The 21,718-nt window shown below is 27.5% G+C and carries 22 protein-coding genes; 14 read left to right on the forward strand and 8 right to left on the reverse strand.

Translation table 11 applies throughout. The features are described 5' to 3' along the window. Positions 1–30: 30 nt before the first annotated feature. Entirely contained in the window at positions 31–510 is a 480-nt protein-coding gene (locus C1715_RS10585) for an HD domain-containing protein (protein WP_102400453.1), read from the reverse strand. 14 nt (positions 511–524) lie between these two features. Then, positions 525–1,079 carry a GTP cyclohydrolase I FolE gene (folE, locus tag C1715_RS10590; RefSeq protein WP_035291314.1) on the reverse strand — a complete coding sequence of 185 codons (555 nt, stop codon included), beginning with the start codon at positions 1,077–1,079 and terminating at the stop codon, positions 525–527. 712 nt (positions 1,080–1,791) lie between these two features. Here folE and C1715_RS10595 point away from each other — a divergent pair. The 3 genes from C1715_RS10595 to C1715_RS10605 all read left to right on the forward strand — a co-directional run bounded on the left by C1715_RS10595 (position 1,792) and on the right by C1715_RS10605 (position 4,177). After that, entirely contained in the window at positions 1,792–2,508 is a 717-nt protein-coding gene (locus C1715_RS10595; RefSeq protein ID WP_102400455.1) for a gluzincin family metallopeptidase, read from the forward strand. 36 nt (positions 2,509–2,544) lie between these two features. Beyond that, positions 2,545–2,775: a DUF2164 domain-containing protein gene (locus C1715_RS10600; RefSeq protein ID WP_102400456.1), complete on the forward strand. Its 231-nt coding sequence runs from the start codon at positions 2,545–2,547 to the stop codon at positions 2,773–2,775. Positions 2,776–3,280: 505 nt separating this feature from the next. Beyond that, positions 3,281–4,177 carry a DMT family transporter gene (locus C1715_RS10605; protein WP_180964056.1) on the forward strand — a complete coding sequence of 299 codons (897 nt, stop codon included), beginning with the start codon at positions 3,281–3,283 and terminating at the stop codon, positions 4,175–4,177. 160 nt (positions 4,178–4,337) lie between these two features. Here the strand turns inward: C1715_RS10605 and C1715_RS10610 are convergent, their stop codons facing one another. The 3 genes from C1715_RS10610 to C1715_RS10620 all read right to left on the reverse strand — a co-directional run bounded on the left by C1715_RS10610 (position 4,338) and on the right by C1715_RS10620 (position 8,719). After that, positions 4,338–6,791, reverse strand: a complete 2,454-nt coding sequence (locus tag C1715_RS10610) for a DsrE/DsrF/DrsH-like family protein (protein ID WP_102400458.1) — start codon at positions 6,789–6,791, stop codon at positions 4,338–4,340. 43 nt (positions 6,792–6,834) lie between these two features. Then, positions 6,835–7,131: an ArsR/SmtB family transcription factor gene (locus C1715_RS10615; RefSeq protein ID WP_102400459.1), complete on the reverse strand. Its 297-nt coding sequence runs from the start codon at positions 7,129–7,131 to the stop codon at positions 6,835–6,837. 241 nt (positions 7,132–7,372) lie between these two features. Next, the gene (locus tag C1715_RS10620; RefSeq protein WP_102400460.1) at positions 7,373–8,719 is read right to left on the reverse strand and encodes a D-alanyl-D-alanine carboxypeptidase family protein; all 1,347 of its coding nucleotides are present in this window, start codon (positions 8,717–8,719) and stop codon (positions 7,373–7,375) included. 351 nt (positions 8,720–9,070) lie between these two features. On the opposite strand from C1715_RS10620, the gene C1715_RS10625 reads away from it, so the two are divergent. Further along, positions 9,071–9,682 carry an NUDIX hydrolase gene (locus tag C1715_RS10625; protein ID WP_102400461.1) on the forward strand — a complete coding sequence of 204 codons (612 nt, stop codon included), beginning with the start codon at positions 9,071–9,073 and terminating at the stop codon, positions 9,680–9,682. Between the two features lie 156 nt (positions 9,683–9,838). Here C1715_RS10625 and C1715_RS19420 read toward each other — a convergent pair whose 3' ends face one another. After that, positions 9,839–10,183, reverse strand: coding sequence for a hypothetical protein (locus C1715_RS19420; protein WP_102400462.1), 345 nt, complete (start codon positions 10,181–10,183; stop codon positions 9,839–9,841). Between the two features lie 211 nt (positions 10,184–10,394). On the opposite strand from C1715_RS19420, the gene C1715_RS10635 reads away from it, so the two are divergent. Beyond that, positions 10,395–10,610: a hypothetical protein gene (locus tag C1715_RS10635; RefSeq protein WP_146005390.1), complete on the forward strand. Its 216-nt coding sequence runs from the start codon at positions 10,395–10,397 to the stop codon at positions 10,608–10,610. Positions 10,611–10,683: 73 nt separating this feature from the next. Here C1715_RS10635 and C1715_RS10640 read toward each other — a convergent pair whose 3' ends face one another. Then, positions 10,684–12,165, reverse strand: coding sequence for a nicotinate phosphoribosyltransferase (locus tag C1715_RS10640; protein WP_102400464.1), 1,482 nt, complete (start codon positions 12,163–12,165; stop codon positions 10,684–10,686). A gap of 189 nt (positions 12,166–12,354) precedes the next feature. On the opposite strand from C1715_RS10640, the gene C1715_RS10645 reads away from it, so the two are divergent. The 5 genes from C1715_RS10645 (at position 12,355) to C1715_RS10665 (ending at position 18,994) form a co-directional block, all read left to right on the forward strand. Then, positions 12,355–14,373, forward strand: a complete 2,019-nt coding sequence (locus C1715_RS10645) for an ATP-dependent helicase (RefSeq protein ID WP_102400465.1) — start codon at positions 12,355–12,357, stop codon at positions 14,371–14,373. Between the two features lie 58 nt (positions 14,374–14,431). Beyond that, positions 14,432–15,394, forward strand: a complete 963-nt coding sequence (locus C1715_RS10650; RefSeq protein ID WP_102400466.1) for a tyrosine-type recombinase/integrase — start codon at positions 14,432–14,434, stop codon at positions 15,392–15,394. Continuing rightward, positions 15,394–15,933 (forward strand): helix-turn-helix domain-containing protein, encoded by a 540-nt coding sequence (locus tag C1715_RS10655; RefSeq protein ID WP_102400467.1) that lies wholly within the window; start codon positions 15,394–15,396, stop codon positions 15,931–15,933. The genes C1715_RS10650 and C1715_RS10655 overlap by 1 nt, the downstream gene beginning before the upstream one ends. Positions 15,934–16,633: 700 nt before the next feature. Further along, on the forward strand, positions 16,634–17,149 hold the full coding sequence (locus C1715_RS19425; RefSeq protein WP_102400468.1) for a sigma factor-like helix-turn-helix DNA-binding protein: 516 nt from the start codon (positions 16,634–16,636) through the stop codon (positions 17,147–17,149). Positions 17,150–17,395: 246 nt separating this feature from the next. Further along, on the forward strand, positions 17,396–18,994 hold the full coding sequence (locus C1715_RS10665) for a hypothetical protein (RefSeq protein ID WP_102400469.1): 1,599 nt from the start codon (positions 17,396–17,398) through the stop codon (positions 18,992–18,994). Between the two features lie 29 nt (positions 18,995–19,023). On the opposite strand, the gene C1715_RS10670 is transcribed toward C1715_RS10665, so the two are convergent. After that, positions 19,024–19,233: a helix-turn-helix domain-containing protein gene (locus C1715_RS10670; RefSeq protein ID WP_102400470.1), complete on the reverse strand. Its 210-nt coding sequence runs from the start codon at positions 19,231–19,233 to the stop codon at positions 19,024–19,026. Between the two features lie 194 nt (positions 19,234–19,427). Between C1715_RS10670 and C1715_RS10675 the strand changes: the two genes are divergently transcribed. From C1715_RS10675 to C1715_RS10690, 4 genes are all read left to right on the forward strand, one after another. Further along, positions 19,428–20,246 carry a hypothetical protein gene (locus tag C1715_RS10675; RefSeq protein ID WP_102400471.1) on the forward strand — a complete coding sequence of 273 codons (819 nt, stop codon included), beginning with the start codon at positions 19,428–19,430 and terminating at the stop codon, positions 20,244–20,246. Between the two features lie 15 nt (positions 20,247–20,261). Further along, positions 20,262–20,822 carry a hypothetical protein gene (locus tag C1715_RS10680; protein WP_102400472.1) on the forward strand — a complete coding sequence of 187 codons (561 nt, stop codon included), beginning with the start codon at positions 20,262–20,264 and terminating at the stop codon, positions 20,820–20,822. Positions 20,823–21,048: 226 nt separating this feature from the next. Next, entirely contained in the window at positions 21,049–21,273 is a 225-nt protein-coding gene (locus C1715_RS10685; RefSeq protein ID WP_102400473.1) for a DUF5348 domain-containing protein, read from the forward strand. A 136-nt stretch (positions 21,274–21,409) separates the two neighbouring features. After that, entirely contained in the window at positions 21,410–21,718 is a 309-nt protein-coding gene (locus tag C1715_RS10690) for a hypothetical protein (protein ID WP_102400474.1), read from the forward strand.

The following is a 21,718-nucleotide window of genomic DNA, read 5'->3' on the forward strand; positions in this document are numbered from 1 at the left end:
AATAGATTTTTAAAATTATATAAATTAATTTTAATATTTTATATTTAAATTTTTCTTTTCATCTGACCAATTACATTGTTTTTGTGCAGAACACTTGAAGCATGCTCTAGATAATTTATCACTTCTATAAAGAAGTTCACTTAAGGAATTCTTTTCATTTTCTTTATTTCTATGATTTTTAATAGCTTCTAAAATTTCTTCTATCTCTTTTTCATTAAAATAACAGTGTTTTAAAATTTCTTGTGATAAATTTGCAGAAGCAATTTCATGTGGTATATTAGATTCGTATTGTTGCCATCTTCCGATATCATGGAGCAAACCACAGGCATAAATTATTTCTTTATCAAAAGAAAATTTATTTTCAAGGTTAATTATGTACATAATGCGAGAGACATCCATAAAATGCTGCATATCATGATGACACAACTCTCTATTTATTTCTAATTCATTAATCTTGTCTATATATTCTATGTATTTTCCATTATTTATAATTCTATTTATTCTATTCATAATTCATATACCTTCTACAGACTAATCATATTTAAAACTTGTTGTTGCAGAAAAGAGTCATCTTTAAAAATTCCTCTAGTAACCAAGGTAGTTGTTTTAGAACCCCATTTTTTAACGCCTCTCATGCTCATGCATAAATGTTCAGCTTCTATTACTACCATAGAACCCTTACAATTCAAATGTTCCATTAAAGAATCTGCTATTTGGGATGTCAATCTTTCTTGAAGCTGAGGTCTTTTAGCGAAAACTTCAACTGTTCTAGCAAGCTTGCTAAGTCCTACTACTTTGCCATCTGGAATATAGGCTATATGAGCCTTACCAAAGAAAGGAAGAAAATGGTGTTCACACATGGAATAGAATTGGATATCTTTTTCTATAACAATATCGTCATTTTTTACTTTAAATACTTTGCTTAAATGTTTTTCAGGTGTCTCTATAAGGCCAGAGAATATTTCACTGTACATTCTAGCTATTCTATCAGGTGTTTCTATAAGTCCTTCTCTATTAGGATCTTCACCTATAGCTTCAATTATCATACTGATTGCATTTCTTATTTTCTCTTGATCTATCATTTTGAAGCTCCTTCCATAAATGGTATATATTAAATCAAAATTTAAGAAATAAATGCAAAATTCAAATTATTTCAATTTATTCTATCATATTATACAACGTTTCACATTTTAATACTAGGGTTATTATCTCTATTAAATGTATATTAGCTAGAAAACTTAATTCTAAATGTATTATTTTTATTGAATTCATTTAAAAACAATGATATACTTAATTATATAATTTTGGAAAGGAGTGGCTTGAATGTTTAATATATATAGTATTTTTAATTATAAAAATTATATATATGCTACTCCAAATAGGCATTATAATAGTTGATAAAAAGTAATATTATACAGTATTAGTAATGCGCCATGATTATAAAATTGTATTTTGATGGGAATTCCATGCCTTGAAGTAGCAAAATTTTGTTACCTCAAGGCATTTTAATTTTATTCTGTAATTAGTTAATGTAATATGCTCATAATTTTAGGCACATTGAAATAAATAACAAGTCAGTATGCTAGTCTATTTTGCGTCATACTGCGTCAGCAGAACCCACCGATAGTTCTTTCTACTAGCGGCGGAACTTGCTTCCTTGTCTGACACAAAATATACCAGCATCTTTGACTTGTTATTTATTTTCATGTACCTTATGAAATTTGTACATAAAGGTAGCTATGAGGAGAGATAATGATGAATTTTACTGTTTAATAATATGGAGGGGATAATATGGAAAAGAATTGGATTACAAGAGAAACAGAAAATTATATTTTTCACTACAATAAGGAGTCGGTTGCAGAGAGGAATATAGAAAATATAATTAATACCCAAGAAAGCTGTAATAAATATATTACTAAAGTTTTAGGTACAAAATTGGATAAAAAAATAAAGTATTATTTATGTGCTTCAAGAGAAGAGATAGGGGAATTATATGGAGATAATGACCCTTGTAATGGTTTCGCTAGAATGCCTAATGAAATTTATGCTGTTTATAATGAAAATATTAAGTGCATAGGGTGTCATGAGGATGCACATATAATATCATATACAATAGCAAGACCAAAGCAAGCTTTTATCAGAGAGGGATTAGCCATGTATTTTGATAAAATGTGGTGGGGTATATGGAATGAAGCTTGGGTAAAGTACTATATAGATAATAATAAACTTCCAGATATTTGCCATATGATGGATGATAATAATTTTTTTCAGTATTCCTGTGAATTTACATATCCTCTGGCAGGGGCATTTATTCAGTATTTAATAGACACTTATGGAATAGAAAGATTTAAAAAACTTTATAAGAACTTAGAAGAAGATGCTTTTGGACCTTTTAATAAATTTTACGGTATAAATTTAGGGGATATTGAAAAAGAATTTATAGATTATATAAGTCATATGAAAATTAATGAAAAAGTCATAGAGGCAATAGAAAAAGAGCTTATGTAGTGAGATACGCTGCATACAAAAAGGAGAAGATAAGGTATGAGTAATAATATTAAATTGAGTAAAGAGAAAAGGGAGAAAATGATTTCTTCAATTAAAGAATATTTCTTTAATGAAAGAGATGAACAGCTAGGGGATCTAGCAGCAGGATTAATTTTAGATTTTTTTATAGAAGAACTATCAACGGAGTTTTATAATCAAGGGGTTTACGATTCGTATAAATATATGAATGATAGAATTGATGATTTACTGGAGATTCAAAAATATTAAAATATAGTAATAATAGGAAGGGCAAAAAAGCAATTGAATGAATAGGGGAAAGATATAAGTAAAGTATGAAATAAAACTGGGTGTTAAGTATTCTATACCCAGTTTTATAATGTATATATAGAAGAGATTTTATTACATTGTATATATTGTAATTTCCATTTATAATAGTATGTAATAAGCATTTAATTTTTACAGATATGAAATTATAATTTTAAATTATATGATTAACCCACAATAAGCATTACATTACCTCAATTATGAAATTTCTCTGGAGTGACTTGCATAAGAAGCGAAGGAACTGTTTAAATTTATTGTTCCAAGCTCTTATGCAAGGTATGGAGGAGAAATTTCATAATTCCATCGCATTGTACCTTTTTGTGGTTTAATCATTATATATCTTTATTCATATAATATAGAGTTTAAAAATTATGTGCAAAGTTGAATTAAATATAAATTCATATTAGTGATTATATTGAAACATAATGATACTATGGGGGTAAGAAAAATGAATAAAAAAGTTTTAGCGCATATTTTAGCTATTGTACTTATGATAATATGGGGCCTTTCATACTTAAGTATAAAGGTAATAGTAGGAGAGATTGAACCTACACTATCTGCTTTTTACAGATTTTTTATTGCATTTATATTTTTAGCTATAGTTTATAAAAGTAAATATTCCCATGAAAAAGTTTTGAAAGAAGATAAAATTAGATTAGCTATGGGTGGATTATTTGGAATAACTCTTTATTTTTTCTTTGAGAATTATTCCGTTTATTTTACATCAGCATCTAATGTAGCTATACTCATATCTACTATACCTGTATTTACTCTTTTAGTACAAGCAGTAATTTATAAGGAAAACATGACAATTTCAAAGGTTTTGGGAGTGATTTTAAGTCTAGTTGGAATTATAATTGTGGTGGCAACTAAGGATAGGGTAAATTTGTTTTCTAAAGGTAGTTTAGGTGATATTATGGTATTGGGAGCGGTTATATCTTGGGTTATATATAATGTGTTTTCTAGTAAGTTTAAAGGAAACTATAGTAGTGCCACTATATCTACTTACCAGACCTTTTGGGGATGTTTGTTTTTAAGTCCTTCCTTGTTTTTTTCTAAAGTTGCAATACCGTCCTCTACAGTTATATTAAATATAATATTTTTATCTTTAATATGCTCCTGTATAGGAAGTATTTTATACATATATTGTCTGAAAAATTTAGGTGCTACGGTTATAAGTACATATATTAATTTGCAGCCTATAGTTAGTTTAATATCTGCAAGCATTTTATTAAAAGAAGCAGTTACAAAATGGCAAGTTATTGGATGTATAGTTATAATTTTAGGAGTATTCTTGGTAAGTTTTGGGGATAAAATAGTTGCTGAAAAAATAAAAAATTTATAATATTGTATTGTAATTTGGCAACATATTTGATAAAATGTATACGAACGAAAAACAAATACGTAATTTGTGATACTTTAGCATTTTTATATAAAAGCCACTGGAGAGTTTTAACCAGTGGCTTCTTTTTAACCAATTTTATAGTGATATATTTTTGATATTTTTATATAAATAGATTTACATTTGAATCTTCAGCTTCCCCTAAATAGTAGCCAACGCCACCTATTTTAACTCCGTCTATAAGTTCTTCTTTTTTCAAACCTAAAAGATCCATAGACATTTGACATGCTACTATTTCTACACCATTCTTTATGGCAGATTGTATAAGTTCTTCTAGAGAAGAAACATTATGTTTTTTCATTATACCTCTTATCATCCTAGGTCCCATACCTGCCATATTCATGTTAGAAAGTTTTAGTCTTTTACTTCCTCTAGGCATCATATTTCCAAACATTTTTTCAATAAAGTTTTTGTTAACATTTATTTTTTCATCTTTTCTTAAAATATTTATCCCCCAGAAAGTAAAGAACATAGTGACTTTTTTACCCATGGAAGCGGCACCATTAGCTATTATAAATGAGGCTATAGCTTTATCCAAATCACCGCTGAAAACCACCATAGTTTTATTATCTTTAACAGTTACATTTTCACATTTATCATTAGTAGGTTCAGTACTAGTTGAAGCTTTATTGCCACCATTTTTTTTAATTGTAGCAGTTATCATTCCTTTTGATTTTTCAAGATTTAGAAGCTGGTTATTTGTCTTTTTGCACCATGCTTTTATGTCCTCATAAAAACCAGGGTCTGAAGCAGTTATTTTTAATGTAGAACCTTCTCTTATGGCATCAATAGATTCTTTAACTTTCATTAAAGGACCTGGACAGCAAAGGCCACAGGCATCAACGTTTGTTACAATATCAGAAGAGATTTCTTCCTTAGAGGAATTTTTTTCTTCTCTATTTATTTTAGAAGGCTTAAATTTACCTAAAGAGTAAACTTTATATCCTCCAGTTATATTTTTAGCTTTAAATCCATTGGACTTTAGTATTCTTTCACCAATATATCCTCTTAATCCTATTTGACAACAAACCCAAATTTCTTTATCTTTAGGGAGTTCATTTAATCTACCTCTAAGCTCATCTACCGGAATGTGTATAGAATTCTTAATTGACCCATTTTCTCTTTCTATATCAGTTCTTACATCTAATACTATGGTAGTTTCTTCGTTTATATTATCCACATTCCTTGGAAGAACCACTTCTGATTTTTTAGTTAGCACATTTTCCGCTATATATGCGGCTATATTAACGGGGTCTTTTGCAGAAGAATAAGGTGGTGCATAGGATAATTCTAACTGTGTCAAATCTTTTACAGTTCCATTCAATCTTATAAGGGTAGCTATATCATCGATTCTTTTATCTACTCCCTCATATCCTATAGCTTGAGCACCTAATATTTTTCCTTCATTGTTGAATATTAATTTGATAGTTATAGGACTAGCTCCAGGATAGTATGAAGCGTGAGATTGAGGAAGAGCGTATATAATCTTGTATTCTATATTTTTAGAGTCTAATATTCTTTCGTTATTTCCAGTGCCAGCACAGGTTAGATCAAATACTTTTATAATTGAAGTACCTTGTGTACCTTTGTAGGTACTTTTAATACCTGATATATTATCAGCTACAATTCTTCCTTGTTTATTTGCAGGACCAGCTAGAGGAATAGCTGATTTACTTCCATTTATAAAGTCTATAATTTCTACCGCATCGCCAAGGGCATATACATTTTCCATATTAGTTTGAAGATTTTCATTTACTACAATATGTCTTTTAGGTCCCAATTCTATAGGAGTTTCTTTTAAGAATTCTGTGTCAGGAGTAACTCCTATGGCTGATATTACTATATCTGCTTTAATTTCAGCACCGCTATTTAAAGATACGGTTATACTGTTTGCATCTTCAGTGAAGGCCTTTACTCCATCACCAAGTATTAAAGCTATTCCGTTATCTTCTAATTCTTTTTCAGCTATAGTTACCATATCTGAGTCAAAGGGTGCTAATATATGAGGGGCAGCTTCTACTAGAGTTACATTTATATTTCTATGTCTTAAGTTCTCGGCCATTTCTACACCTATATATCCGCCACCTACAACTACTGCATTTGTGCATCCAGAATTATCTACAAAAGATTTTATTTTATCTGTATCATTTACATTTCTTAAAGTGAATATTTTATTGCTTTCTATTCCAGGTATAGGTGGTTTCATTGGTTTAGCGCCAGGAGCTAATACTAAGTAATCAAATGACTCTTCATATTTGCCCTTATCCTTACTATTGACTTTTACTGTTTTATTGTCAAAGTCTATATTGTAAACTTCACTATTTATTCGTACATCTATATTGAATCTATTATGCATAGCCTCTGGAGTTTGAACTAAAAGATTATTTCTATCTTTTATAACTTCACCTATATAGTAAGGCAGTCCACAGTTAGCAAAAGATATATGTTCTCCTTTTTCAAACATTATTATTTGTGCTTCTTCATCTAGTCTTCTAAGTCTTGCAGCGGTAGAAGCTCCACCAGCTACTCCACCTACAATTAAAACTTTTTTACTCATAGGAATACCTCCATAATAATTAAATTTTTAATATATTTTAGTCTTAAACATCTTCTGGGAAAAGAACTTTAATTAATTCTAAAGCTTTTTTATTACAGACTCTATATTTTACTTCCAATCCATTGCGCGTACCTTCTATTATGGCAGCTGATTTTAACTTGTTAAGATGCTGTGATACGGTAGATTGGGGTAATTGAAGACAATCTTGCATACAAGTTACATTGGCACAACCTTTTTTACATAAATTTTTAACTATGCATAATCTAACAGGATGTGCTAAGGCTTTTAAAAATTCAGCGTTTTCATTTAATATTTTTTCAGTTTCTTTTGACACACTCATGAGTTTTCTCCTTTTATAAATTTTAAATTAAATCCTCAATATTCTTACATTAGTAAGTTTAATTAGGGTGATTCACTAAAATATTATTATATTTTAGTTTCTGTAAATAAAGCATAAATTATTTAATATCATTATATCCATATATTACGATAATACGATATAGTTGTCAATAAATTAACCAACATTTTTAAAAATTAAAATAACATAAAAAAAAGAGGCCAAATTTGCCTCTTTTTTAATATTAACTCCAGTATCTAGGTCTTCTTTTTTTGTTTATTAAGTTTTTTATAAAAAATATTAAGCTAATTATTAGCACTAGTACAGCTATTACTACAGCAGCTGCAATTAAATATAAAAATAGATTACTTTTAATTATCTCTGTTTTGGATATATTTGTGTACAAATTAAATGACTTAGTAGCTTCCCTTTGAGATATAACAAGTTTTGCTACAGGTTTATCTCCAGTTAAAGTTTTTAGAGATAAATTTTTTGCATCAATTTTTTTAGATATTTCTTTTGAATTTACTTCATTGTCGTAATAATTAACATCTTCTTTTAATATAAGAGGTACCTTTACAGACTTTTCAGGACCAAAAAATTTTAATGGTTTATATTTAAGAGTTTCTGTGCCTATTACTGAATCTTTTTTTAAATAGTTAACTCTTTTTGCATTGTAACTCCAATTAATTATTTTTTTCATGTCTTCGAATACAAAAGTATCTTTTGCATCGTATATAGAGTTCATAACAACACCTAGAATTTTTCTTCCGTCTTTTTCGAAGATAGCTAGTAAGCATCTTCCAGCGTTAGAAGTGTAGCCTGTCTTACCTCCGATACAAATAGCTCCATTAACGGTTTCACCTACTAATTTATTTCTATTCTCTAAGGGTATAGTAACACCGTTTATAGACATGCTAGATTTTTTAGATTTCATTGTTTCAGCAATCCAATTGTTTTTTAAGGCAGCTCTACCAAGAAGAGATAAATCGTAAGGAGTAGTATAATGTTCAGCATCATGAAGTCCGTTAGCTGTAACAAAGTGAGTATTTTTCATATGAAGTTTACTAGCTTCTTTGTTCATCATATTTATGAAATTATCTACTGCTTTCTTAGAGTTCTCATCATTGTTTGTGGTTTTTCCTACATTCCCAGCAATGACATATGCCATATCATTGGCAGAGAATAAAAGAAGGGAATTCATAACATCTTTAGCAGGTATAGAATCTCCTTTTTTTAATTTTGATGTAGGAAAGTTAATTCTTAATGAATATTCAGGTTGTTCCTCTGCCGACTTATTGTATTTTAAAGTGTTAAGTCCTAATTTATCTTTATTTTCTGCAAAGATTAGTGCAGTCATAAGTTTTGTAACACTAGCAGGATACATTCCCTTAGTATTCTTTGATTTTGAGTATTTAGTTCCATCAACATCCTTAGCGTAGATTATTTCTCCTGTTTCCATATCCAAAGTTACTGCTGCAGAACCGTGTATGGTTGGAGGAACTTCAGTATTTGTTTTTGCAAATACACTACTGCATGAAGAGATTAAAATAGTTAATACTAAAACTAGAGAAAATCTTTTAAGTTTCAATTTCCATCGCTCCCATTAGTCTAATTTATCCTATAGCTACCTACCGTAATACTCCTATTTTTTAGTAAAGCAGATATACAGTAGCTACGTCTTCGGATAACAATTTCTAAATTTAATTTAAAATAAAAAATTCCATTTCAAATTTAGAAGTTTGTTTATTTAAGATTTACATCCTATAATATATCATTTTATAGTGTATAGTACAAGTTAATTATGGTAACATAAGTGTATAGTTTTACTATAATCATAGATAGATATGAATAAATAATTAATTATATAGAAAATATTTACAAAATGTTAATTAAATAATTATATTTGTTAGTGTTTAATGCTGGGAAAGGATGAAAAGATATGATAAAAAGGATTTATGATATATTTCAAAAAAGAGAAGCTAAATTATTAGGTAATTATAGAAAAACTGCTGTTACTATATTAATAGATGATAAAGGGAAAGAGGAAAATATTATTTTCGAGGTTAGATCGTACACATTAAAACATCAACCTGGAGATGTAGCTTTACCAGGTGGAAAAGTGGAAAAGGGAGAGTCACCAAAGGAAGCAGCCATAAGGGAAACTGAAGAGGAATTGAACTTAAAAAGTGAAGATTTTAAAATTATAGGAAATATGGATTATTTTATAACACCCTACGGCACTATAATATATCCATTTATAGGAAGATTAACTGGAGAATTAAAAGAACCAAATAGGGCTGAAGTTGAAAAAATATTTAAGGTACCTGTAGAATTTTTCTTGAATGCAGAGCCTTTATTATATAGGATGGAAATAGGACCGACTAATAGAGAAGGATTTCCATATCACTTAATAGAAGGTGGGGAGAAATATAAATTTTCTAAAGGTAATATAGATGAATATTTTTATAAATATAAAGAATATGTAATATGGGGATTTACAGCTATGATTATAAAGGGGTTTGCAGATATAATTAAAAAGAATAAACATTAGTAAAAATAAAGAACAATGCAGTAGAATTAATATATAAAGAACTGTGTCCTATATAGAGTACCTCTAGCATTTAATATTTGTATAAGATTTATATGAGGGATATTGCAGTTTTGAATAAGTTCTTTATGTATTTTACTACTGCATTTTAGAAAAAATCTATTTTACTTTTTCTTTTACTGTTAAAACCATGAATAAAGTAAGTGCTATAAAAGCTATATAAACAAACAAGTATACTATAGATAATAAAGATGCAGTATAATAAAATTTTAAATATATAAATATGGTTATAGAAAGTATAGCCCAAAAAAGACATATATAGCTTAAAATATTATTTTTAGTTTCCCAGTTTTTTTGATTTTTCATATTACCAATAATTTTTTTACTGTTATCACTATTTTTATGTGAGTTTACAAGTATGAATTTAAAGTAAGAAAAAAATAAGAGAGAAATTATTCCCATTGCTAAAAAAACATAAGATAATGATATTGTTGTTATATACATATAAACATTCTCCTTTAATAAAAATTTTCAAATTAGTATTATTTTAACCAAAACTTATAATTATATAACTACTAATATGAATATAAATTTTTAACCAAATGGAATTATGAAATAAATTTAAATATTCTTAAAATTATGTAAAAATACTTTAAAAGTTATTAGATTTACTATATAATGGTACTATAATTTACTTGAAGGGAGCGGGGTGGATGTGATGCTTTGTCCTTTTTTAACCACGGACAAGGAAAAAGTTGAGTGTTTTAGCGAGTGTGTTTTTTATGAACATGATATGAAACAAGGTAAATGTCCATTTAGAAATAGTACCGAATTAAAAAAATATAAAATTTTTTATTATAAAAATTTTGTAGATGATGAGTTTAACGAGCATGAAAAATATATTAAGGAAATGTATTCTGAAAATTATTAATTAGTTAAGAGCTATATTAAAATATAAAAAGTCGCTATTATTATATAAAATAGCGACTTTTTACTAATTAAAACTATTCTTCAAATGAAGCATTGTACTGATTTAGAAGATTATGTTTTAGCTGCCAAAGGTTCTTAGAAAGATCCACATAATAGTGATGAGGATTTTCCAATCTTAAAACCTCTGGCCATAAAGTGTCTAATTGCTCTTCAGCAAATTTTTTAATGTCCATTACATTAGGACTATGGTAAACTGGCTTACCTTCATGGAATATCTTAATTAATAATTCTTTTACATAAAAGTTTTTAATTTTACGCCTTTTCCAAGTATAAACTGGGTGAAATATTTCCAAAGGTTTAGTCTCGTCTATAGTTTCATGATTTAAAGTTATTAAATCAGCAATTGCCTTATTAGACTTCTTATCGAATATTCTATATATTTTTTTAAAGCCTGGATTAGTTATTTTTTCAGCATTTTCGCTTATCTTAATTTTAGGTGCTATTTCACCGCTACTTTCTTCTACTGCTACTAATTTATAAACTCCACCGAATACTGGCTCAGATTTTGCAGTTATAAGCCTTTCACCAACCCCAAAACTGTCAATTTGAGCTCCCTGACGTAAAACGTCTTTTATTATGTATTCATCTAAAGAATTAGAGGCAACTATTTTAACATCTGCATAACCAGATTCGTCTAATATTCGTCTAACTTCCTTGGAGAGATAAGTTATATCACCACTGTCAATTCTAACCCCTTTAGGTCTATATCCCATAGGAGTTAATACTTCATCAAAAACTTTTATAGCATTAGGAAGTCCAGATTTAAGTACATTGTAAGTGTCAATTAAAAGTACGCAGTTGTCAGGAAAAGTTCTTGCCCAAGCCTCGAAGGATTCATATTCACTTTGGAAAAGTTGAATCCAACTGTGAGCCATAGTTCCTACAGCAGGTATGCCAAACATTTCTTCAGCTATTGTACAAGCAGTTGCACTACAACCACCGATTACTGCTGCTCTAGCACCATATATAGCACCATCATAACCTTGAGCTCTTCTAGAGCCAAACTCCATTACTGGTCTATTTTCAGCGCTTCTACAAATTCTGTTAGACTTAGTAGCTATAAGCGTTTGATGATTTACAGTAAGTAAAATCATAGTTTCTACAAATTGAGCTTGTATAATAGGTCCTTTAACTATAACTAAAGGTTCTCCAGGGAATACAGGGTTTCCTTCTGGAATAGCCCATACATCACAAGAAAATTTGAAATCTTTTAGGTAATTTATAAAATCTTTAGAAAAGCAATTTTTACTTTCTAAATATCTAATATCTTCTTCAGTAAACTTTATGCAAGATAAATAATCAATTAATTGTTGTACTCCAGCCATTATACAGTAGCCGCCTTTATCAGGGACTCTTCTGAAAAACATATCAAAGTATGCTATTTTATCACCTACACCATTATTCAAATAACCATTAGCCATAGTTAGTTCATAGAAATCCACAAGCATAGTAAGATTTCTATCATTTTTAATATCAAATTTATTTTCTTTTATCATAATACTCCCCTTCTTATAAATAGTAAGTATATTAAATATATAACTGGACATATAGATTAAAAGTATACTATTATTTATTTTGTCATAGAATGACATATTTATTTTAATACTAATATAAGTTTATTACAACTCTTTATTCAAATTTTGAATAAGTGCTAATTTTAAATCTATAAAGGAGAGACATAATATATGAAAGTAAAATTAGATAAATATCAAAAGCAAGCTGTATATTCAGAAGATAATAATGTTCTTGTAGTAGCAGCACCAGGTAGTGGTAAAACTACAGTTATACTAAATAGAGTATTTTATTTAGTAAATATTAAAAAGATTAATCCTAATAATATTATAGTAATAACCTTTACTAAAGCAGCAGCTAAAAGTATGAAGAATAGATATTTGAAATTATTAGAAAATATGCATGAAGTAAATAAAAAAGTTCCGTTTTTTGGGACGCTTCATGGTCTTTTTTATAAAATATTAAAAAATCATTATGGGAAAATAAATATTGTAGAGGAAAATATAGCTTATAGGATTATAGGAAATACATTAAAAAATTATTTGGATTCGGTTTCTGATGAGAAAATTAAGGAAGTTATAAATCTTATATCTAAGTTTAAAACTAGTGGTGAAGATTTAGAGGAGTGTCACATTAATATAGATAAAAAGATATTTATGAATTGTTATAATGTGTACGAAGAATACAAGAAGGAAAATGGAGTAATAGATTTTGATGATTTGGAAATAAAGTGTAAGGAACTATTAATGGAACATAGGAATATATTAAATATGTATAGACAATTGTTTAAATACATGTTAGTGGATGAGTTTCAAGATTGTGACAATATTCAAATATACATATTGAAATTATTAGGTAGGGGTAATCATATATTTGCAGTGGGAGATGAAGATCAATGTATTTACGGTTTTAGAGGGGCTAGACCTGAGTATATGGTTAACTTTCAAAAACATTTTTTCAATGGAAATAAAAAATATCTAAAAACTAATTATCGAAGCCCAGTAAATGTGGTGGAGATGGCAAATAAATTAATTTCTAATAATAAAATAAGAAATGGCAAAAGTGTAGTGGGAGTTAAAAGTAAACACAATAACATAAATTTAATAAATACTTTTGATGAAAATGAGCAAGCATCTGAAATAAACAATATAATGCAAAAGCTTGTAAACATACATAAATATAAATATGAAGATATAGCTATACTTTATAGAACTAATATGGAGAGTAGAAGTTTAATTGATGAATTTATAAGAAAAGGTGTGCCTTTTAAACTTTTAGATAAAAGCTATAATTTTTTCCAACATTTCATATGTAAAGATATACTAGCTTATCTAAAATTGAGTATTAATAATAAAGACAAAAGCAGTTTTATAAAAATTATAAATAAACCTTTTAGATATATAAGTAAGGTAAATATAAATAAAGTTAAGGATAACAGCAAAAAAGTGGATTTATTTGAATGTTTGAAGTCCATAGCTGAAATACCTATATTTCAGCTTAAAGTAATAGATAGATTAAAGCGTGATGTAAACTATTTAAATAAGATATCATTAGAAAGTGCTATTAATTATATAATGGTAGCTATAGGATATAATGAATATTTAAGAGAATATAGCAGTAAATTTAAAATACCTATGGAAGAATTAGAGGAAATAGTAGAGGAGTTTAAACTAGCGTGTAAAGATTATAAAAACATAAATGAATTCTTATGTCACGTGGAAAGTGTTGAGGAAAATATTAAGAATTCTAATGAAAAGGAGAAGAAAGGTGTAATATTAAGTACCATACATGGAGTTAAAGGAATGGAATTTAAGAATATTTTTTTAATTAACTGTAATGAAGGAATAATGCCGCATAATAATAGCAATAGTGATGCTTTAAGCTTGGAAGAGGAAAGAAGGCTTTTTTATGTAGCCATAACCAGGACAATAGATAATATATGGCTGTGTATAACAGAAAATATAAAAGGAAATAGGAGGGGGGTTTCTAGATTTATAGATGAATGTAGTTTACAGGATAAAAAAAATAAAAAATATATTAGAGAAGGAACGGAAGTAATGCATAAAGTTTTTGGAAAAGGTAAAGTTATAGAGGTAGGGGATAATCATCTGTCTATAATGTTCAATGATGAAACCAAAAGAAAATTTGATACTATATTAACCTTAAATAGTGGATTATTGAAGGTTCAATAAATACAAATCATTCCATACATGCAAACAGCTAAAATATGTATGGAGGTATGGAACGAAAATGGCTAAATTAAGATTGAAAAACTTGAATAAAACAACACAAAAAACTATAGGAGAAATTTACGATGACTATTTAAATTACTCTACAAGCATAGGACAGAGGGAGAATACAATTAAATCTAAAGAGAATTTTGGGAGATATGTATTAATTAAAGTTGTTAATATGGAAGACAATATACAAACACTTACAAAAAACAAGATACAAAACTATATAAATTTTATGAGAAAAGAAGGTTACAAAGGAAATACGTATAAAACTTTTGTTATTAAATTAAGAGCTTTTTTAACTTATTGTTTTGATAATAATTATTTAACAAAATTTAATATAAAAATACCAAATACTTTATTAGAAAAGAAAAAAATATATACAGAAGAAGAAGTATTGAAATTGTTAAAGAAACCTAATACAAATACTTGTTTAGTGGGAGATTTTAGAAGTTGGGCAATTTGTTCATTTCTTTTAGGGACAGGCTGTAGAGCAGAAACTCTTTTAAATGTACATGTGGAAGATATAGATTTTAACATAGATAGCATTCTATTTAGACACATGAAAACTAAAAAACAGGTAACAGTACCTTTATCACACACACTTAAAACTACATTATTAGAATATATACAAAGAATGGGATTAAAGCAAGAGGACTACTTATTTCCTTTGTTAAATGGGGAAAAAATGAATTATGATACTTGTCACCAAAATTTAAAAAATTATTTTAAACATAGAAAAGTTAGATTTCATGGGATTAACACCTTTAGAAATACATTCGCAACCATGTTTGTTAAAAATGGCGGTGATATATACCGTTTAAAAGCTATTTTAGCCCATTCTAACATCAAGACGACAGAAAGGTATGTTAACCTATTACCACTGGATTTAAGCGAAGATATACAACAATTTAACCCTTTAGACGTATTATCTAAGAAGAGCAGAAAGATGAGAATGCAAAGAGGAGGTAGAAAATAATGACCAACTATACAATTACCTCCAACTTAGATATAACAAATTTATCTCTTTCAGACGGTGGTTACCGTTGCTACATGTTATTACAAAGTCTAGCCTATGCTAATAAAACTAAGGTTTTTCCAAGTCAGAAATACCTCGCTCATGCACTAGGACGATGCGTTAGAACTATACAGAGATACCTAGATGAATTAGTGGGTTTAGGGCTTATTATAAAGCGTAGACGTGGAAGTATTAGCAATCTATACACACTTGTGCAAAAGACCGTAAATAACGCTGTAGACCGCCTAAAAAGGGCGGTACAAAATAAACGTGAAGCTGATAGCAACACGAAGGATGCCCCAAAACAGGGCGATAGAAATTCGGATGTAGTAAATCACGACTTCACGAAAAACAAGAAATCTAAAAACTACTACAAAAAGAAAACTAGCACTTTTAACGACTACACCCAAAGACAATATGATTTTGATAAGTTGGAAAATGCTTTACTGAAAACTGGGTCTTCTAAAATGACCGAGTTTAATGACTTACTAATGGAGTAGTCGACTAGCTTGTCGAATCGAGGGAAAACAAAATAACTTAAGTCCCGCTAGAACCTAAGTTATTACAATTTAATATCTCAACAAGATATATAACATCTATATATTATTATATCACATTTTCAAAAAAATAATAGCAAATAGGTGTATTTGTCATGTTCAAAATTAATTTAATTTCGCTATCCCTCAAATGGATAACGACTTTAAATAGTATTATAGACTATATAATATAATTATTTGTATAGTGTATAATATTATTTATTATTATGTGCGGAAGTTATCCACAGAGTTCCTATAAGAAACTTAGTTGTTTTAGCTTGTTCCAAACTGGAACTTGCTAGGTTCTTAGTAGACTTTACAAAAATGTCGTATTAGATTGGACAAAGATTTTACAAGATATGCGACATGGCTGCTATACAAATAAATAAAAGCTAAAGAAATAAAAATTAACAATATATTATATATACTTATAGTCTTTAAAATCCATATGTCTAGGAAAATAAAAAACGCCTTGGTAAACACCGTAAGCAACCACGTAAACGGCATAGACCAAAGCATTAACAACCTTTTCTAAGGACTTTTTTAAGTCCTTAGTTTCTAATACTATTATACATTTGTTATTGTAAGAATTCAACACTAGCAAGGAAAAGTTTACGCTGAATATGAAAAATTGTGTGGGGTTTATCATGGTAATCATCAAAAAGTGAACCCACAAAATGTGGATTCACTTACGCAAGAGCAAATTGCTCAAGAATTAGGAGTATCAACAGAAACTATAAGACGTCTTAAAAAACTTCAAACCCTTTCACCTGACCTTCAGCAACTTATAGAGAATGGTTCAGTTAAATTAGTTAAGCACCTTGATGAAGGACAAAGAGGTGTTGGTAACGTTAATCCTATGAAAATGGCTAAATGTATTAAAGAGTTAGAAAGAATTTATGGAATTTATAATGGAAATCATAAAATTAAGGAGTTGAATAATTCTACACCTAAAAATCAAACAGATTTAGCAAATCAATTCGATATTGATAGAACACAATATTTAAACTATAAAAAGCTAAATGAACTTATTCCAGAACTTCAGGAATTAGTTGAAAATAATCAATTAAAAGCCACTACCGCATATAAAATATGGGCTAAAATGCCACAGGAAGAACAAGAAAAAAACCTTAATAATACCTATTATATTTTAGGATTATTAAGGTTTTTCACATTATAGTCCATACATTAAATCCATGCCTAAATAAAAAGACACTACTGCTAAAGTAACACCAAAAGTAACTGTCATTCAAAATCACCCTTTCTCAATCAATTATTTTTAGTATATGCTTTTTAGAATAAAATTATTTAATTGTATAATTGGAATTAGTTATAGTAATAATAAAAATATGGAAGATATGAAGTATGTAAATAAAAATAAGTATAATGATTATCTTAAACTATAATTTTAATAGGATGTGAGTACATGGATTATATATATATAAGTTTAGAAGAAACTCCTAGTTATGCTAAAATAAATGAAATATTTGAAAAGGTTAAATATATAAATGTTTTGAAGTATAAATATGATTCAATAATATTAGAGGAGTTTGATAAATCTGTTTTAGAACATATAAAGTATTTAGAAGAAAAAATATTTAGATGCTATAAAGATGAATCAAGAGAGATTATAGAATTATTACCAATACTGAATTTAAAAAAAATAAAAGAAATAGAACCTGTTTTTTACCAGATTAGTGAGGAATCTAAAAAAGAAATTTTTAGTTATATATATTGGAAATATAAACACGAGTCTAGCAAGGACAAGGCAAATATGCAAAATTTAAAAAAGGTAATGGGATTGAAAGGTTCAAAAGAAGAACATATTATACCTGTAGAAGTGAAAATAAAATGCCCTAAATGTACTGAAAAAGCAATTATATATTTTTATAATTATGAACACAACTATGAAAGATATGAATGTTTTAATTGTGGACATAGAGAAGATAATAGAGGTGGTACGAGGGGTGGAAATTTTTATACGTTGTTAAAATGTAACTGTAATAATTGCTTGAACATAAAAAAAGAACTTCAATATACTATAAAAAATAATCTAAAAACATTGATTAGTGATGTTAATTCTAAATTATTAAGCGATTATTTGGAGATAGAAGATATTTTGCCACCAACGGAATACACAATGAAAAAAGATTTTAAATTATACTTAAGTAATTTAAGTAAAGATGAGAGAGAAATTTTGTCTTTTAAGCCTAAAAATAAAGAAGAATTATTAAAGATTATTCATGATATTGAATCTAGAGACTCTATATATTCAAAAAAACATAATAATATTATAGAAAAACTTCAAGAGCACAAGGTAATATATTATACAAAAAATAAAATTAATAATGATATAATTAAAAATAAATTGTATGAATCAGTTATAAAACATATTGTAAATATAAAAGCAGATAATTGTGAAGTTAAAGATATTACTAAAAAAGCGGAGTACTTAAATAAATTGTATAATTATTTAGATAGAGCAACATTACATGAATTTCTTGAAATATATAGAGGACATTTACAATTTAAGAGTGAACATTCATATATATACTATAATACATACTATAATACAAGTTTTAACATAGAATTTGATGAAATAGATTTTTTTACAGAAGATTTTGTAATAAATAACAATTATATAGATAATGGAAATAGTATTATGAGTTCTAATGAAAAATTAGTAGAGAAAGGATTAATACGAAAGTTATTTAAATCGAATGCTGAAATTAATTATTATGAAATTTTAAAAAATAAATATCATGATTGTATAATAGTTCCAAATTATGATTTTTCAAAAATATGTAATTTAAATCCTTTAGTACCATTTTTTATGGATGATGAAATAAAATACTTGAAAACATGTATTGTAGATATTTTATTATGCGATAATGAAGGAATTCCATTAAAAATAATTGAGATACAAAAGGGTGAACATCATAATAATTCTGAATGGATAAAAAAAGATGGAATAAAAAAGAGGGCTTGTAATATAATGGGAATTGAATTTGAGGAGATGTTTTAAAAGGTAGTGGAGTAAGCTTCCACTACCTTTTATTTATTTTCTTTAACTATCTCTAATACGTCACATATATTACACTCAAGCACAGTACAAACAGATTCTAACACGTTATAGCTTACAGCAGTTGTTTTGCCCATACAGAAGTTGTATATTGTATTATATCCTATATTTGTTTTTTTACTTAACCATCTTATATTACGTTCCTTTTTATTTAATATATCCATAACTTTTACTTTTATCATTAATTTACCCTCCGATTAATATTACATTATAACTATTATAACACATAGATGATAAAAAAATGATTTTAAAGAATATCTTATTATCATGTTGACATGATAATATTACTATGATATATTAGTATCATAAGGTAAAACAAAACAAGGGAGGGACGATATAACATATAAGTAAAATTTATTAGAATAGAGGGGTGAGGGTGAAAAAAGATTTTATTGGGTTTAAAGAAATTACAGACCAAAGTGACATAGAGGAAATTAAAAAAATAAAAGATTTAAAACCGAAAGATTTTAAAAGATTAGATATAATTGAAACTAACTATGATGAATTAGACTCAATTATAATTTGGTGTAGAAAAAATGAAAAATTAATATTAAAAAACGAAAATTTTTTTAAACCTTTTTTTAATGAAATAACATTAAAAATTTCAAGAAAACATACTTTTGGATATTACGTGCATTTCTATATTGATAACCAATATTTTTATATGTCCTTTTATAAAGATGATAAAGAGTGTACTGACATTAATAACATGTATAGTGAAATAAATCCCTTAAAGTTATATAAAAATATATTATTTAAAGATTATGAAAATAGTGGTTCATATATATATTGGTTGGGTACTTATAATAAAGATTTTTTAGAATCTGAATTTACTGATGAAGATTTTAATAGGACACAAATTACAAACTATATATCTTTAATTGTTTATATAAATTTATTTAAAGAATCCATAATTAAACAAACTAGAACCCACACACATAAAACACAATCTAAAAAGGACAAGCGTAAAGGCAAGAAACCTAAAGTTAAACTTATTAAACAAAATATTATTAGACTTAATACAGACCACCTTCCTACACCTACAGAGGAAGAAATAAAGCACTATGAACGTCATACTTTTGGTTGGACAGTTAGAGGTCACTGGAGGACATACCAGAGTGGTAAGAAAGTATGGATTAAGCCACAGATAAGAGGGGACAAGAATAAGGTAGAAGGCAAAATTTATGAAATATAAAGGGAGGATTTTAAAATGATAAATAATTTAAAATTAGAAAAAATAAAAACGGAATTAGAAAAGTATTCAAAGCTTAAATTGAATATAAAAGAAGAAAAAAGAGGGAATATAGACTTTTTAACAGAAAATAAAGAACTTTTTACAACTGTAAATGTAGATAACTTAGAAGAAAATCAAAAATTCATTATTGAATTTAAATTAAATAAAGTTTCAAAATTTTTTAAATTAAATTCTTATAAAATAAATACAAATTATCCATGTGATGTGGATATAAGACATAAAATATTAAATAAATCTTTAGACGAAATTTTTAAAGAATATAAATTTGATATAATTGAAGATGAATATTTCAGCTCTTATTATACAAAAGTGAAATTAAAATTTGATAAGAATTTAAATATTATAGATGAATTACATGAAATAAAACATTTTTACATTTCTAATGAGGGAGGAGAAGATATTTACTTCTATGAAAAAGAGGGTAAAATATTTGAAAAAGAAACTAGAAAAGAAATAAAGGGATTGTTAGATGTTGGAGGACAATTTTGCTGTAGATTAATACCAATTTTATTATAAATCAGTTAAAAAAACAACTATGAAGATAAATAAAAAGTACCCAACATACTCACATTTCACAATTTAGTGAAACGCAAAAAGGATAAATGTTAGGCACTCTAACTCGCAAATAGATTATAGCATTTATCCTTTATAAACTCAATACCATCCTAAGTTAAACTTAGGATGAGTGAAACCTTTATTTTCAACCACTCGAGTGCAACAACTGCAATAGGAGGATAAAAAAATGGACTATGAACACGTAGGAATCCTACACCATAACCTACAAGGCAGATATTCATTTGCAGACGGTTATTACTTTACCAGTGGAGAAGCTATAGAAATTTATTATGACGACATGTGGCTTAAAGGGAGAATAGAATATAGCCAGCATTATCAAGATTACTACTTTATTAATGACGATGAAGGTATTTATATTTACAATTTAGAAGAACTAAAAGCTAGAATTTAGGATTAGAAAACAATAAAATAAGGGATAAAGAGTTAAATGTTAAATGTCTGTATATTGGAAGGTGGGGAAATCGCCACCTACAACGGAACAAATATATTAACGATTAGAAAACAATAATATAATGGAGGGTATAACAATGAAAAATTTATTAAAACATTTACAAAAATTCAACAGCAAGGAAGTGCAAATACAATTTAGTGGTACTGTAACCACGATGATTCAAGTTGATTATTTAGACGTAGAGGAATTTCTAGGTAAAGAGAAAATTATGGACAAGAAGTTTGATGTTAACTACATAAAATTAATGGACTTAGACAATGAAGAAATTTGTGATGTATATATTAGAGAGGATAAAATACAAGATTGGAGTTCAGATGGAAACGAAATCATATTGTTTTTAGGTGATGGAAATATGATAAGTATAGAGGATATGACTATTTATTAG

Source organism: Haloimpatiens massiliensis, assembly GCF_900184255.1.
Lineage (GTDB): Bacteria > Bacillota > Clostridia > Clostridiales > Clostridiaceae > Haloimpatiens > Haloimpatiens massiliensis.

Coding starts and splice junctions, on each gene's coding strand:
- C1715_RS10585 (WP_102400453.1), bottom strand. CDS start 510: ATGAATAGAATAAATAGAATTATAAATAATGGAAAATACATAGAATAT.
- C1715_RS10595 (WP_102400455.1), top strand. CDS start 1,792: ATGGAAAAGAATTGGATTACAAGAGAAACAGAAAATTATATTTTTCAC.
- C1715_RS10600 (WP_102400456.1), top strand. CDS start 2,545: ATGAGTAATAATATTAAATTGAGTAAAGAGAAAAGGGAGAAAATGATT.
- C1715_RS10605 (WP_180964056.1), top strand. CDS start 3,281: ATGAATAAAAAAGTTTTAGCGCATATTTTAGCTATTGTACTTATGATA.
- C1715_RS10610 (WP_102400458.1), bottom strand. CDS start 6,791: ATGAGTAAAAAAGTTTTAATTGTAGGTGGAGTAGCTGGTGGAGCTTCT.
- C1715_RS10615 (WP_102400459.1), bottom strand. CDS start 7,131: ATGAGTGTGTCAAAAGAAACTGAAAAAATATTAAATGAAAACGCTGAA.
- C1715_RS10625 (WP_102400461.1), top strand. CDS start 9,071: ATGATAAAAAGGATTTATGATATATTTCAAAAAAGAGAAGCTAAATTA.
- C1715_RS19420 (WP_102400462.1), bottom strand. CDS start 10,183: ATGTATATAACAACAATATCATTATCTTATGTTTTTTTAGCAATGGGA.
- C1715_RS10640 (WP_102400464.1), bottom strand. CDS start 12,165: ATGATAAAAGAAAATAAATTTGATATTAAAAATGATAGAAATCTTACT.
- C1715_RS10645 (WP_102400465.1), top strand. CDS start 12,355: ATGAAAGTAAAATTAGATAAATATCAAAAGCAAGCTGTATATTCAGAA.
- C1715_RS10650 (WP_102400466.1), top strand. CDS start 14,432: ATGGCTAAATTAAGATTGAAAAACTTGAATAAAACAACACAAAAAACT.
- C1715_RS10655 (WP_102400467.1), top strand. CDS start 15,394: ATGACCAACTATACAATTACCTCCAACTTAGATATAACAAATTTATCT.
- C1715_RS10665 (WP_102400469.1), top strand. CDS start 17,396: ATGGATTATATATATATAAGTTTAGAAGAAACTCCTAGTTATGCTAAA.
- C1715_RS10670 (WP_102400470.1), bottom strand. CDS start 19,233: ATGATAAAAGTAAAAGTTATGGATATATTAAATAAAAAGGAACGTAAT.
- C1715_RS10680 (WP_102400472.1), top strand. CDS start 20,262: ATGATAAATAATTTAAAATTAGAAAAAATAAAAACGGAATTAGAAAAG.
- C1715_RS10685 (WP_102400473.1), top strand. CDS start 21,049: ATGGACTATGAACACGTAGGAATCCTACACCATAACCTACAAGGCAGA.
- C1715_RS10690 (WP_102400474.1), top strand. CDS start 21,410: ATGAAAAATTTATTAAAACATTTACAAAAATTCAACAGCAAGGAAGTG.